Origin of the sequence: Treponema denticola (assembly GCF_024181605.1) — a bacterium.
In the GTDB taxonomy this organism is placed as follows: Bacteria; Spirochaetota; Spirochaetia; order Treponematales; family Treponemataceae; genus Treponema_B; species Treponema_B denticola_B.
Genome location: NZ_CP054477.1, coordinates 1,536,821 through 1,551,586, shown reverse-complemented (window position 1 = coordinate 1,551,586; position 14,766 = coordinate 1,536,821). Strand labels below are relative to the sequence as shown.

The window sequence follows — 14,766 nt, the reverse complement described above, 5'->3', positions numbered from 1 at the left end:
TTACTCAAACGCCTTTATTCTTGTGCCGGGGAGGACGGCTCTGTAAGCATAATCGTACATAGCCTCGACAAAGATTGCCGGTATATAGTATTCTCCTCCGTATGTTACGGTTCCCGTAAACTCAAAGTTCTTTGTGCCGTAGCCGTCCAAGGCAAAGTGAGTGTAAATATGAGTGTCCTTTAAATCTTGGAAGTCATATAATTGCCTTGTGTTGCGCTCGTCTTCCGAATCCGTATCATCATCGCCTCCGAGTCTTGTGTTTGTAATTTCCCAGCCTGTCGGAATGGGGATTGAAAGGGTAAGGTTTTCAAGGGCGCCTTGAGTCTTATTGTCGACTCTTACCCTCATCTTAAACCTCTGTCCTTTTTTTAAGGTCTCAGGCGAAACTTCTTGATCATCCTCGTTTTGATATACAACCGAAAGTTTTAAGTTTTCTTCGATGCGGGTTTCGCTTCCCGGGTTAAGTTTTCCTGCCGTATTTATAGCAGCGAAGATAGGTGTATTTCCCGTATTCTTAATTTCCATCTTTTTTGCCGTTTCGGTATTTACAGGAATATTATGGAGTTTAGATGTATTGTTCAATTTGTCCTTGATTACATTTCCTTCGGTTACAATCTCATAGTTTGCACTCTTATTTTTGTCGAAGGCGTAGTGGGGTGCCAGGGCTAAAAGAATCCAAGCCGTTTCCTGTGTCGAAAGCCAATCGTTGCTTGAAGAAATTTTAGCAAGCTTTGAAATAAGGTTCGTCGTCCTTGCGGTTTCTCCGACAGTGGTGTAAGCATTTAAGATTAAAGCCAAGTCCCTGATATTCGACGAATAGTTTCCGCCCGTGCTTCTATAAACTGTGGTCGGCTCATAGAGCTTTTCGAGCATTGCCTTGGCCGTACTGCTATGGCCTGCAAGACTGTAAGCATTTGCGAGGAAGGCCTTTGATACGGAGTTGAGGTTCTGCTCCATATTTTTTAAACGGTTCATTGCTCCTATTTCGGGTTTACCTGCAAGGGCAAGGGTGTATAGGCGGTAGGCCTGAGTTTCCATGCTGTCCGAATATGTGCCTGCCCAATTTTTTGCCATGTCGATTTGGTGGGAAAGCCAGCTTTGATAGATGCTGTCATTTACTTCATAGCCGGTCTTTTTTGCTTCTACCATAAAGTGTCCTGCATAGTTTGTAGCCCACGAAGTTTCATATCCGCCGCCCGGCCAATAGCTGAATCCTCCCGACCTGAGCTGATAGTTTATATAGCGGTTTAGGACTGAGTTTACATTGCTCTTTGCCTTATCGATTTCCGTTTGGTCTAAGGCCGTTATCGTGTTTAGGTATAATTGAGGGAAAGCCTTGGATGTTATCTGTTCGATACAGCCGTAAGGATAACCTAAAAGATAGGCCAGACGGTTTTCAAGTCCTAGGGCCGGCATTTGAGAAATTTCTACGCTTAAACTCTTTGTTCCGTTTTCGCCTTTTAGCGGAACGGTTTTAGCAAATGTTTTTCCGGCTTCAATATTTATAAGCTCGACTGTAGAGTAGGGTATTCCTCTGGAAAGCACATCTATTTCGGTAAAGGCCTTTGCCGTTTTTGAAATGCCTGAGGCCGAGGCTTCCGCTGTGAATTTTGCGATGCCGCCCTTATCCGTTTTTACCTTAAAGAAAACGGAAGAGTCGGAATTTGCAGGGATACTTAAGTCTTTTGTTTCGCTTATATTTATAGCTCCCTCGCTTTTTAAAACCACCTTTGCTTTTTTTTCGGACGAAGTTCCGTTAAAGACTGTTACGGGAACCTCGATTGTTTCTCCTATACCCATGGTGCGGGGAAGGGTAGGCATTACGATAAGATCGCTTTTTACCTTTACGGTTTCTTCTTTTATACCGTAGGCTCCGTCCTTTCCTGCAACTGCCATAATGCGCAAGGCTCCGATGTACTGAGGAAGATCGAATTCGATTGTTTTCTTTTCCTTTGCTTTGATTTCAAAGGGGCCGAAAAAGTAAACAACCGGTTTAAAGCGTTCCGCATTCTTTGAGGTCTTATTGTCTATAAAGCCTCCTCCTCCGACCGAGAGAATCGATTCTATATTGCCGCTGTAGGCTCCGATTACGTATTTATAAACATCCCAAGAGGTAATTTGCGAGGACTCTTTTTTATAAAAGCTGTCCCAAGGATTACCTGTATGGAAGGCTGTAAGACCCAAGAGTCCCTCGTCTACAACGGCAACGGTAAAGGTCATGGGTCTTCCTTTTTCTTCGCTTACCGTAAACGAAACCTTGCTGTTAGGTTCATAGCTCGGTTCCGCTTGTATCACGGGACTTAGTCTTGATAATTTGTTTTCAATCATTACAGGGGTTATGCCGTACATTCTTATGGGCAGACTGTTTTTTGTCTGGCTGTGCTCCTGTATTAAACTTACATGGGCGTAGATGTTCGGAGCCATCGAGGGATCAAGTTTTAATTTGTACGAGAAAATTTTTCCCTTGGATTTTATCCATTCTTGTTTTAGAACCCTGCCGTTTTTTTCGAGTGTGATTAGGGCTTTTGCTCCCTCGTATCCGGGGAATGTAATTTCGGCAGTATCATCGGCATAGTATTTTGCTTTATCGGTTGTGAGCATGATGATTGAATCGCTTGACTCATCGCTTGTTTTTCGGCTGGCCCATCCTTCCCAGTCAAAGTATACTACCTGAGCCGAGCTGTGCCCTCCGTTCGGATCTGAAACCGTAATCAAATACCTGCCCCAATCTCCATCCGTAACCTTCATCTTAAGCTCTGCCTTTCCGCCCTTTGCCGAAATATTCCAGTTTTTTATATGTTGAGTGTACCTTGAATTTGTATAGTTGGCACTTTCTTCATCTGCTTCCCACCACCAATACCATTCCAGCTTATAAAGGTCTACGCTTAAGTTTACACCTTCTTTTACGGGATTTCCCTCAGGATCCAAAACCGCAAAATTTAGGGTTTGGTCCTTATTGGTGTAAAGCATATCCCTATACTCATCATCGCTTTTAGGAATCTGCATTCCGACATAGCGTGAATAGGGTGAATAATCAAAGACCTTGTTTTCCGTAGAAAAGGCGCCTGAAGGCTCATATATTCTTGTTTCAAAAATTGCTTTTAGTTTTCCGGGGGCTTTTGCTTCGGATGAAAGATAAAGATTTATTTCGGCTTTTCCCGAATCATTTAGGGCTCCTTCCCAAATTGTGTTTGAGTCTTGTTGTACTCTAAGTTCAGGATTTATAAAATTGTAGTTTTTATAATTTTCAAAAGGTGTCCGGTTTAAAACATAGCGGACGGAAATTTCGGCCTCTAAGCCGGAAGCCTTTGCCCCATGGAGCCACTCGCCTCCAAGCACCACAGGATTGTAGCCTTCGGAAAAATATTTTGCTTTAGGATCAAGGTTTACAAAAAGGCGGTTGGGTACAATGGATTCAACCTTTATGCTCTTAGACCAGGTCTTTCCTCCGGCTGTAACTCTTGCATACCAAATACCTGTCTTGTCTTGAGCATTGGTTTTAGTATCTATCCTATAAAAGCCGTCTACCGAAGAAGTAAAAACCTTAGTATCCGTTTTTTTGCCTAATGGGTCTTCAAGATAGAATTTAACAGGGTAATCTTTCGGTAGATTTTTTTCCAAATCCTGTAAGATAAATACAAGATGAATATCGTCTCCGGGGCGCCAAACTCCGCGTTCCCCGTAAATATAACCTTTAACTCCTTTTTTTGAAGACTCTCCTTCTACTTGAAAATGACTTGTAGAAAGCACTTCGGAATTAAGGGGAAGCCAGTTTACATCTCCGCTTTTTTCGGCTCTTATAAGGAAGGCATCGTTTTCATTTTTGAGCATTAAAAGCCCGTCGCCGTCGGTTTTGCCTGATTCAAATTCTTTTTGAGCAAAGTTAAATAAACTTATATTTACACCGCTCATAGGTTCGGCCGTCAATAGGTCGGCAGCACTGATGTAAAGTTTTCCTTCCCTGTCTTTTTTTGCCGATAAGCCTATGTTTGAAACCAAAATTCTTTTTATTGCCATACAGTAATTGCTGTATGACGGAAGGTAAAAGGCCGGATGATTCGGGTTTTCCCGGTTCGACCAAAATTTATAACGGTCTTCATCTTCTATATCGGAATTATTCCAATAATCGGTTTCGATGTTTTTAAAGTTTTCTATTTCGCTTATATCCTTGGGGAAAGGAAGGTGTGAAAACTCGTTGGATTTGGAAGGCGATTCATACATGCTGTGCTTTTTTGTAAAACTTGCACGAAGCTCGAACATACCGCCGGGAAATTTTTTTATCAGCTTGCTGAGGTCGAGGGAGTGTTGAACCGTTTTATTTTTCATCGAGCTGTTCCATTCAAGGTCAAAGCTCTGCCGCCAGACGGGTTCTCCTACTCGGTTTAGCTCATAGCTTCCGTCTATAGTATTTATCTGGAGAAATTGCGTCATATTTTTATCATAGATTTGAAAGGCTTCGAGCATAAGGCCGCTGATATTTTTTGTAGAAACAAGGACGGACATTTCCTTTGCAGGAATTATATTTCCGGCCTTTGTAAAGCGTATTGACGGTTTTTCCCAGGCAACCGTTACGGAAAAATCGGCTTGGGTTTCAAGTTTTTTTCCTCTTGAGTTTTTTATGCCGGGCAGTATCGATAAGCGTGTATTATCGGGGAAAAGCCCGTTTTGTGAAAAGATTTTAAGCTTATATCCGTCAATGCCGTATCTAAAAGGCATTTCGGGAGACGATTCAAGTTTTATAAAGCCCCTTAAATCTTGTGAAGAGTCCAGCATATCCGAAAAGTTTACCTGTATTTCGCTTCCCGTTTCTTGAGAAAAAGAAGTTACCTGAAAAACCGATAGGGCAGCTACGGTAAAGTTTGCAGAATTTGAGCCCTCTCCGCCGAGAGCTTCCAAATTCCATGATAGGTTCAATTCTTGAACTTGTTTTTTTCTGCTTATTTCTTTTATGCTTATTTTATATTGATTGGATGCGGCTCCTTGGCTAACCTTTATAGCAGGGTTTGACTTTGAATTTCCCATCTTTAAATCGGCGGTAAGCATTTTTTCTATTGAGGTAAGGGTTTCAGGTATATCGGTTTCGCCGATACCTTCAAATCTAAAAATATTTTCTTTTTTTTCGTCGGGGATTAGTTCTCCCGATATAAGTTTAAACTCAGGATGAGCTATGCTGAATGTAAGGCTGATTCCCTTTTTCTTTTCGGTGTTTTCAAGGAGAAGTCCTACATCCAATTCCAAGTTAAGATCGGTTTTAAAGCTGTAGGCTGATGAGGGGGTAAAGGTAATTTGATTTTTACCCATTATCTTCCATTCTCCGGAAGGCTTAGGCGTTAAAACGCAGGCCTTTTCAAGGTTTTCGGGATGCTTTATTTCTTCTTTAAAAATTACATTGATAGGCTCAAGCCGCTTTAAGGCTCCGTAGCTTATGCTTTCAATATCATCCATTGCATTTTGCAAGGCTTGGTCATTTTTTTTACAACCGGCTATAAAAACCGATGCCGACAAAACAAGAACTAGAGCTGCTAAAAGCTGCTTTGATAATGAGTTTAAACTTTTCATAGAATAATAATAGCACAGAGTTCAAAAATTTTCAATTGAGGAAAGAGGAAAACACTGTCAAAATTATCGTAAAATCTTTAGCCGCAGGCTAAAACTTGAAGATGAAAAATATACAAGGACGAACATTCCCCAACCGCCATGGACGGCGGTGTTTCCAGCCTTGAGAGTTTTAGCCTGTGGCTAAAACTCTAAGATGAAAAATGTACATGGATGTACATTTTTCATCGGTCTTGCATAAAATCTTATAAATGTATAAAATATTCTTATGAGAGCGACAAAGGCGATTATCCATTTGGATAACTTACAATATAATATTAAAGAAATAAAAAAACGGCTTAACAAGAATGTAAAGATTTGTCTTCCGGTCAAGGCCGATGCCTACGGACATGGGGCTGTGAGGGTTGCGGTTGCAGCAATAAGGGCAGGAGTTTCTTATTTGGCTGTTGCCTCTATTCAGGAAGCTGTCGAATTAAGAGAAGCTGGTATTGTAGCCCCGATTATTTCTTTAAGCCTTCCCGTGCTTGAAGAAATTCCAGAGCTTTTAAAATACGATATTGAGCCCTTGGTTATAGATGAGGAGTTTATAAACGATTTAAACCGTTTTGCAAAAAAACTGAATAAGAAGGCCGGGGTTCATCTTAAAATAGATACCGGAATGCGCAGGATAGGCTGCTCCCCTATGGAAGCCGTTAAACTTGCGGTACAGATAGACCGTGCCGACAACCTTGAGCTTAAAGGCGTATGTACGCATTTCGCCGTTTCGGATTCTACCGATGAAAAAAATATTAAATTTACAAAAAAACAGATTTCTATTTTTAAGGACTCAATAACAGAAATAAAAAAAGCGGGGATTAATCCCGGATTAATTCATGCCGCAAACTCAGGAGCTGTTCTTCAATATCCCGAAGCCCAGTTCGATATGGTGCGTCCGGGAATATTGGTTTACGGTTATGCTCCCTCTCCATCGCTAAATTCTTTAATAGATTTAAAGCCCGTAATGGAGCTTGTTACACAGGTAGTGCTTATCAAAAAAATTGAAAAGGATACAAGCGTCTCTTATGATAGATGTTGGACAGCCGAAAAAGAAACATTTATTGCAACCCTTCCTATAGGCTATGCGGACGGGCTTATGCGTTCTCTTAGCGGATTAAAAGTGAGAATAGGAAAAGATTTTTTTCCAATCATCGGCCGCATTTGTATGGATCAATGTATGATAGATATAGGTTCTTCTCCATGGGTTCAAAGATGGGATGAGGTTTGTATCTTCGGTCCTGTTTCAAAAGAACATCCTAAAAATAATACGGCCCAGGATCTTGCAAAGATTGCCGGAACTATTCCTTATGAACTGACATGCGATATAAACAAGAGAGTTCCGCGTATTTTTATTGATGAAACCATACAATAAATTATTTTGTGCAGGCGGTTTTTATGGTTGTAAAACGTGCAGAAGTTTTAGGTTATTGTTCCGGAGTACGCAGAGCTGTTGATACGGTTCTTACAATAGCAAAAGAAAATACTGAAAATAAATTAGGTTTTTATACCTTCGGCCCCTTGATTCATAATCCTTCCACAATGTTACGGCTAAAACAAATGGGCGTAAAAACTATTGATACTGAAAATTTTATCGGGGATGAAGACTATAAAGATTCCGTTATCGTAATAAGGGCTCACGGTATTCCTCCGTCAAAAAAAGATGAGTTGGAAAAAAGCGGGGCTAAGGTGATAGATGCAACATGCTCCAGAGTAAAGGCAAGTCAGGCCCTTGCAAAAAAACATTCTGAAAAAGCCTTTGTTATTTTAGCTGGAGATAAAAACCACGGAGAACTTATAAGCATTGCAGGTTATGCGGAAGGAAAATGCTTAATCGTTCAAAACGCCGAAGAAGCCGCTTTAATAGATTTACCTTCTTCTTTGAGTGCAAATGGGAGTGCCGTTTTAATTGCTCAAACGACGATTAAGGAATCGGAATATGAGGCAATAGCTTCGGCTTTGAAGAAAAGGATTTCCGATTTAAAGGTATTCAATACGATTTGTCCTGCAACCTACGATAGGCAGGCTGCCTTAAAAAAATTGGCTTATGAAGTTGATGCACTTTTAGTTATAGGCGGAAAAAATTCGGCAAATACAAAAAGACTCTTTCAAACCGCTGTTGACACAAAAAAGCCTTCATGGTTGATCGAAGATGCCTCTGAAATACCGAAAGAGGTTTTTTCTTATTCAGTAATCGGTTTAACAGCCGGAGCTTCAACTCCGGATTTTATAATCGATGGGGTAGAAAAAAAATTACTTGAGGGATAAATCTTAATCAAGGACATAAGTATTATACGATTCTTTACAGTTAACTTGCAAGGCCGTCATTAGTGGAAAGGCATAATAATCGGTATCATCTATTTCAAAATAAATTTGCTCATAAGCGTTTAATAGATTATTGATTATAACTTGAAAATAATTTAGATAGGTTTCGATTCCTTCTATTGTCTTTCCGCCAAGGTAGCCGATTTCGGGAAAATTTTCCATATAAACTATCACATAGGCTGATACTTCGTTATTAGAAATTAAACATGAGGATTTTTCTTTATCGCAATCGGCTAAAATTTCATTTGAAAATTCTTTTATACATATATTTTTATTGAGAGGGTTTATGCTTTTGTGTGTATCGGCATAATTAAAGTAAAATATTTTTTTGAATTCTTCTTTTTCTTTTGAATTTAAATTTATAAGAGGTTTTATCTGCATATTTTTAAATTCGATAGAAGTTTCCTTTGACAAAAAAATATTTTGAGCTTCTTTTTTTAGATCAAAACTATATGACCTGCGGGCTAAAACAAAACCTTCTTTAAGTAAAAATTGAATTAACTCCTCTTTACCTGAAGAACACATAACTTGAAATCTTTTTTTTTCGGATTTTTCTTTTAAGGCTTTTAAAAGCCGGCTTCTTAATCCTTTGTTTCTATAGTCTTTCTCGACATGGATATTTATATAATCTCTGTATGGATGAAAAGAATTTGTGTAAAGACTGCCTGCTCCGATTATCTTTTCTTTATCGAATAAGCCGATTAGATTTCCTCTTTGGTTAAGATCAGCTTTTTGAAGAAAGTCTTTTACTTCTTTTTGAGAAATAATTTTATCGGTAAGTCTAATTGATTTTATGCTCATGATTTAAAGAACCTCTTCAACCCCACAGTTTAATATTATATCAAAAATTTTATCTTTTTCGGAATAGTCTATTTTTTGTTTTTGCCAAACTTGAAAATAAAGCTCTCTTAAAAAGCTTAAAACTGCGAAGGCTTTTATTTGTAAAAAAGCTTTGTTTTTACTTTCGCCTATTTCGGAAAAATATGCATTTAAAACTTCTTTTGCTTCATCGGTGATATTATACCATTCTTTTTTATTTAAGCCTAAAATATTTATATGTTCAAATTGATATAAGTTTAAACCGGAAGTAAGATGTTCGGCATCAATTATTTTTAGGCGGCAATCTTCTGTTTTAAGCATATTCCCTGTATTCATGTCTTCAAGGATAATACAGCCTAGGCCTAGGTTTAAATTTTCAATATTTTTTTTAATAGTTTTTTTATCATGGTTACCCCTGTAGATTTCAAGATAGGGGATGGCTTCCGCATTTATCATCTCTTCAATTGAAGGATAGCTTTTACCGTCCAAATACATTGAAGAAAAAGAGTTTGAAGATGTGTTATTTAAATTTAGATGTGCAAGTTTTTTAAAAAAATCTTTTATCAGATGTCTATCGGTTTTGGTAGGCTGACAGCCTTCAAGCCATTCACTTATAAAAATATAGTAATTTTCAGTTTCAATGAGGTTTTTATATTTTAAAATAAAGTCTTCACTGTCATTTAAAGCATTTAAATATCTAATTGAATTTTTAATACTTTCCGTTTTCTGCCGTAATTTTACCGCAAAAGTTTCATTGCCGCCGGTTATTCCCTTAAATAAATCCGTATAAGTATGATCTTCCAGTTGAATCGGTTCAAGGGTTTTAAACTTATCGTTTTTAAGGTGTGAATCGAGAAGGTCTTTAATTGTATCGGGTTTAATGTTTTCTTTCATAATTAAAAATACTATTTATGTTTTTTATAAGTCATCTCTAAAAATCTTGTCGGATTTTTAGAGATGACTGGCGAGGCATCCATTTAGTTCCTTTTCCAATATTTCTCCATCGTCTATTTTTTTAATAGTTTTATAGTTTAAGTTTTTATACATATTATAAGCAGTGGTGTTATTTAAAAGTACATGAAGCCTTATTTTATTATAACCTAAATTGATAGTTTCTTTTTCAAGTAGCAGCATGGTTTGTTTCCCATAACCTTTATTTCTATATTGTTTATCTATGTTTATCTCCATCACAAAAGGAAATGTTTCGTTATTATGAGTAATTATAAAATACCAAAGATAGCCTATTTTTTGACTGTCCTTTTTAACAACATATAAATTATGATTCTTTGTTTTTACTCCTTCCGTCAATATGCCGTTGAGCTCTTTTTCTGCTAAACTAATAGCTGTTAATTCATTTGCTTTTTTAGTTTGAATGAAAGTTTCGGCTAAATTTTTAATCATATCTCGTTTTATAGTATTATAAGATTTTTCATTCATTTTTTCTATATTGCAGTCTACATTTTTCATAAGCTGATAAGTTCCTTTATTTTAATATTCCGTAACAAGATATGTTATAATCTTGAATATTCTTTAAGCCGTTTTTCTTGTAAAAATCTATAAGCTTTATTTGCATGTCATTATCCTTTTTATCATTACGGCTTCCCATTTTGCCGGCGGAATATATTCGGTTATAAACGGCAGCTCGTCTTCTTTTTTATCAAAGATTGTAAAGCCGTTTTTTTTATAAAATTCTATTGTCCATTCAAACATTTTAAGAGCTTTCAGTATAAGATATTCCAAACCTATATGTTTTGCTTCTTGTTCAATAAAATTTAAAATGTATTTACCGTATCCTTTTCTTTGTATTTTATGTTTGATGTATATGGCTGAAATAAGCCCATGAGTATTTTTATCTTTAAGTGATATAAATCCGATTGCCTGATTATCTTCATATAGAATATATGTATTTTCGGTTTTTATCATATTTTCAAAGGTTTCAATTATGTCTTGTTCCGGTACAACTCCGAAAACCTTGTTACTGTCGTTATAGATATCTAAAATAGTTTTTGCTTTTTCTATTCCGGCTTTTTCAATTTTGAGCATTTTTGTTTCTCCCATAAAAGGTTTTATAAACTATTCTAATTATATTTTGATAGGAATTCAAGGGTTTAGATACCGTGTAATCGGTATTCTTTGCCTAGTACCGATTACACGGTTGTTTTGTAAAAACTATTTGGTTAAATTTTTTAGCTCTGAAAGTTTTTGGTCTGCCATATCTTGAACTTGTTTGTTGGGATTTTTTTTCATACGAAGATAGTATTCTTTTGCCTTGTCGTATTGCTTTAGGGCTTCATAGCATCTGCCTATGTTAAAGATAATTACATAATCTTCATTTGCGAGCTTATCGGCTTTTAATAGCACATTTAAAGCCTCTTTGAATTTTCCTTGATCGATATATGCCAAAGCCAAATAGTTATGAACTTCAATATTTTTAGGATATAGCTTTAATTGGGCTTCACATGTTTTTTCTGCAGCACTTAGGGTTTGAGGGAGACTTTTTTGAAGCCAAGCTTTATAATACTCGTTTATCGAAATTAGAAAAAAGTTTTCACTTTCTGATGCCGGAATTACCTCATTCATGCTCCAAAGCCATTTATGATTTATCTCTTTTCCAAGTTTTAGAACTTCTATAATCTTTTGTGATTGCTTTTCATATTCTCCTATTTCGCCTAAAATATGAATTCTTCCAAAATACATATCCAAGCGGTTTTTACTGAATTTTAATCCTTTTTCCAAATATGACAAGGCTTTATCGACATCTTCTTTTTCGTACCAGATATTATTGTTTAAATAACCTGCGATTTTATTTGTTTTTTTGTCCACCAAGGCCAAGGAATTAGTATTATCCTTCTTATAGGTATCCAATGAATGTGTAGACCTTTGACCTTTAAGCAGGTAATAATTAAAATAGGCAATGTAGAGTTCGGGGTTTTTGGGCTCTGCCTTTTCCCATTTGGGCAGGAGAGCTGCAATCCCTTCTAAATTTCTTGCCGAAAGCAGATTGTCATATTCGGATTTATAATCGGCAAAAATCCGAAATGACACCAACAAAATGAAAAATAATACAATACTTTTTTTCATATACTTTTTCTCCTTGTAATAATTATAGATATATTGTAACATTGGTTTTATGATCGGTCAAGAGTATTTTGTTGAAAGTATCATAAATAGCCTTCCGTATAATTGATAGACCTTCTTACTTATGTTAAACTAATAACTATGGAGGATTAAATACAGATAAAAGAAAAATTATGCAGATAGATTTTCAGGCAGTGGTAAAAAGCTCATGGACGTCGGCTCAAGTTTTGATGAAGAAAAGCGGACTATTAAAGATTGGGCTGTTGAAACCTTGGCCTAAGCCTTGCCTAAAATTCCTTTTTTTTGTATAATGTTAGCCTATTATGACAACTGAAATAAAAAAATATCACAACGGAAATTACGCGGAATACAGGATAGAGGTCTTCCCCGGCATAATAATAGAGCATTATTTTTGTGAAGGGGGAAAGGCATGGAACTCCCCTCCTTCTACATATATGCCGAAAGAGGATATATTGATACATCATTGCAGATATGGACGTTTTGAATCGCTTCTTGAGAACGGTTCTTATCTATCCCTTGGTATGGGGAAGATGACACTTTCCTCTTCTCTTTCCAGTCTGCAGGAGGTAGAGTCCATTATTCCTGCCGAGTTATATGAGGGAATCTCGATTGTTTTCTCATACAAACAATTTCCGTCATGGTTGACTGCCTTATTTTCTACATGGAGCATAGAGTTTTCCTCCATTATTTCTAAATTTAATCTTTCAAAATGCTGGTACTATATCGCTGCAAACGACGAAATGGAGAAAATTTTCTTAGAACTATATGATTTGTTTGATACACGTACTTTACCGCTCATACAATTAAAAGTGTTAGAGCTTATGTATCATTTTTCTGTTGATACTGCTTTATGCGGAAAGAGTAAAATGAGTGTTCCGCAAACCCACAGTAAACTCGTAAAAAGAATATGTGCAATGATGATACATACGACGTGTCCTATAACGGAGCTGGTTTTACAGTCAAATATAAATTATAACCTTTTTCAAAAAATATTTAAATTGGTTTATGGAACCTCGCCCAGCCTTTATAGACAAGAATATAAAATGAATAGGGCGGCATCTCTTCTGAAAAATACCGATAGAACAGTCTTGGATATAGCCCTTGAGCAGGGCTATGAAAACCCGGGTAAATTCGCTGCTGCCTTTAAAAGAATGATGGGGCTTACCCCGCAGGAATTTAGGAAATTGGAATCCCCTATCCGGCTTGATAAATTACACAATTAAAAAATTTTCAATCATTTAAGAAAAACGGATTATTCCGCAAAATTCGGAGTAGACGTTTGCATTTTTTTTTGATATAGGTTAGAAAAATTTAACTTATATCTTGGAGGATGTTGTAATGAAAAAACTAATTGTATTTTTTATTGTCTTTACCTTACTTTTATCTCCCGTTTTTGCTATGGGAAGCGGAGAAGGCGATTTAAATTCCCTTCCTGCAAAGGAAAAGCGTCTTGTTTTAGGAGCAGCTCTCGATTTTAAGGGAAACCAGGAAGCCGGTACCCTTGTCTTCGATACTATTGTTACCTTGGATGCGGAAAGAAGGGTGCAGCCGGCTGCAGTTGAAAGCTGGACGGTAAATAAGGATAGTACCGAATTTGTACTCCATTTGCGGAAAGGTCTGAGTTATTCGGACGGTACGGAAGCAAGTGCCGAGGACTTAAAAAAATCGATTGAGGTCTTAGGCAAGACGCAGTTTAGAAGTTATAGTCCTAAGTTGAAGCACATTGATATTATAGATAAAACTTCCGTAAAGGTGGTAATGAAAGCTCCATTTCTTTTTCTCTTAGATGAACTTGAAAAAATTCAGCTCGTTCCCGCAAAATTTTTACAGGAAAATGGCACCATTACCGAGTACATCGGCTCAGGCCCTTACATCCTAAAAGACTACGAAAAAAATGTAAGAGCTGTTTTGGTTAAAAATCCCAACTATTGGGAGAGAAAGCCTTACAAGATGGAAACCCTTATTTGGCAGGTGATACCTGACGGTGAGGCCCGTAAGTTAGCTTTGCAGTCCGGGCAGGTGGATGTTATTGGTATTACGGAGCATTATGCAGGCAGCATTCCTTTAACGGTGAGCTATGAGCTTAGTAACCTAAAAGAATTTACAAAATTACTGCAAGATCCTAAATCGTATACAATCGTGTTCAGTATCGGTTTAAACTATAAAAAAGACTTTTTAAAAGATACGGCATTACGCCATGCTTTGCAGTATGTTATAAATAGAGAATCTTTGACAAAGGATATCTTTTTCGGACAAGCAGATCCTTGCGGTTATCTTTTTAATCCTTCTTTTAACGATGGACCTAAAAACAAAAAGCCCTTTGTCTATGACCTTCAAAAAGCAAAAGATATACTAGCAAAGGCAGGTTACACGTGGAATAACGGAGTCTTGACAAAGAACGGTAAAAGAATTAGCTTTACTTATGTTTCAACCGCGAGCCCTCAACAAAAAGACATTGCCGTTTTTGTTCAAAAGGCCTTACAGGAAATAGGTATTGAAGTAACTATCGAAGCTGTAAATTCACCTATCGCTGTTGAAAAAGTAAAAAAAGGAGAATGGGACATAGCTTTCTCTCTTTCCTTATTTGAGCCTTTAACAACGTCATTGGAGTTCGGAGGGCTTCATTCAAAATACCATGAATTCGGTATAGGCTTCGGTATTACACCTGAGACAATTAAAACTGCCGAAACAATATTGGAAGCGGCCGATTTACAAACCTTTAAAACAGCAGTTAGTAAATACTGGGACATTCAATGGGAAGAGTATCCCTTTATTCCGCTTTATACGCAAACACGCAGGGCCTTTTATAAAAAGGGTTTAAGCGGTTTTAACTTTTCAAAAAGTGCATACAAGATAGACTTGTCAAACGTTCAATGGGATAAATAGCCGTGAGGCTGCTTTTACTAAAAAAATTAGTTACTATTATCCCGTACT

General features: G+C 37.1%; 10 protein-coding genes and 1 pseudogene. 5 read left to right on the top strand and 6 right to left on the bottom strand.

The window, feature by feature from the left end; genetic code table 11:
- Positions 1-5,559: an alpha-2-macroglobulin family protein gene (locus E4N80_RS07220; protein ID WP_253698485.1), complete on the bottom strand. Its 5,559-nt coding sequence runs from the start codon at positions 5,557-5,559 to the stop codon at positions 1-3.
- Between the two features lie 265 nt (positions 5,560-5,824).
- On the opposite strand from E4N80_RS07220, the gene alr reads away from it, so the two are divergent.
- Positions 5,825-6,964, top strand: a complete 1,140-nt coding sequence (gene alr, locus E4N80_RS07215; RefSeq protein WP_253698483.1) for an alanine racemase — start codon at positions 5,825-5,827, stop codon at positions 6,962-6,964.
- A 23-nt stretch (positions 6,965-6,987) separates the two neighbouring features.
- A complete protein-coding gene (gene ispH, locus E4N80_RS07210) occupies positions 6,988-7,857 on the top strand; it encodes a 4-hydroxy-3-methylbut-2-enyl diphosphate reductase (RefSeq protein WP_253698481.1) in 870 nt (289 codons plus the stop codon).
- 3 nt (positions 7,858-7,860) lie between these two features.
- Here ispH and E4N80_RS07205 read toward each other — a convergent pair whose 3' ends face one another.
- The 5 genes from E4N80_RS07205 to E4N80_RS07185 all read right to left on the bottom strand — a co-directional run bounded on the left by E4N80_RS07205 (position 7,861) and on the right by E4N80_RS07185 (position 11,814).
- Complete coding sequence (locus tag E4N80_RS07205) at positions 7,861-8,715, bottom strand: GNAT family N-acetyltransferase (RefSeq protein ID WP_253698480.1); 855 nt, start codon at positions 8,713-8,715, stop codon at positions 7,861-7,863.
- Positions 8,716-8,718: 3 nt separating this feature from the next.
- On the bottom strand, positions 8,719-9,627 hold the full coding sequence (locus tag E4N80_RS07200) for a hypothetical protein (RefSeq protein ID WP_253698478.1): 909 nt from the start codon (positions 9,625-9,627) through the stop codon (positions 8,719-8,721).
- Positions 9,628-9,684: 57 nt separating this feature from the next.
- Positions 9,685-10,200 carry a GNAT family N-acetyltransferase gene (locus tag E4N80_RS07195; protein WP_253698476.1) on the bottom strand — a complete coding sequence of 172 codons (516 nt, stop codon included), beginning with the start codon at positions 10,198-10,200 and terminating at the stop codon, positions 9,685-9,687.
- A gap of 96 nt (positions 10,201-10,296) precedes the next feature.
- Positions 10,297-10,791: a GNAT family N-acetyltransferase gene (locus E4N80_RS07190; RefSeq protein ID WP_253698474.1), complete on the bottom strand. Its 495-nt coding sequence runs from the start codon at positions 10,789-10,791 to the stop codon at positions 10,297-10,299.
- A 111-nt stretch (positions 10,792-10,902) separates the two neighbouring features.
- Positions 10,903-11,814 carry a tetratricopeptide repeat protein gene (locus E4N80_RS07185; protein ID WP_253698472.1) on the bottom strand — a complete coding sequence of 304 codons (912 nt, stop codon included), beginning with the start codon at positions 11,812-11,814 and terminating at the stop codon, positions 10,903-10,905.
- A 160-nt stretch (positions 11,815-11,974) separates the two neighbouring features.
- On the opposite strand from E4N80_RS07185, the pseudogene E4N80_RS13040 reads away from it, so the two are divergent.
- From E4N80_RS13040 to E4N80_RS07175, 3 genes and pseudogenes are all read left to right on the top strand, one after another.
- Positions 11,975-12,091, top strand: a pseudogene (locus tag E4N80_RS13040) (PD-(D/E)XK nuclease domain-containing protein); the annotation flags it as partial.
- A gap of 43 nt (positions 12,092-12,134) precedes the next feature.
- Complete coding sequence (locus E4N80_RS07180) at positions 12,135-13,055, top strand: helix-turn-helix domain-containing protein (RefSeq protein WP_253698470.1); 921 nt, start codon at positions 12,135-12,137, stop codon at positions 13,053-13,055.
- 115 nt (positions 13,056-13,170) lie between these two features.
- Positions 13,171-14,718 carry an ABC transporter substrate-binding protein gene (locus E4N80_RS07175; RefSeq protein ID WP_253698469.1) on the top strand — a complete coding sequence of 516 codons (1,548 nt, stop codon included), beginning with the start codon at positions 13,171-13,173 and terminating at the stop codon, positions 14,716-14,718.
- Positions 14,719-14,766: the final 48 nt, after the last annotated feature.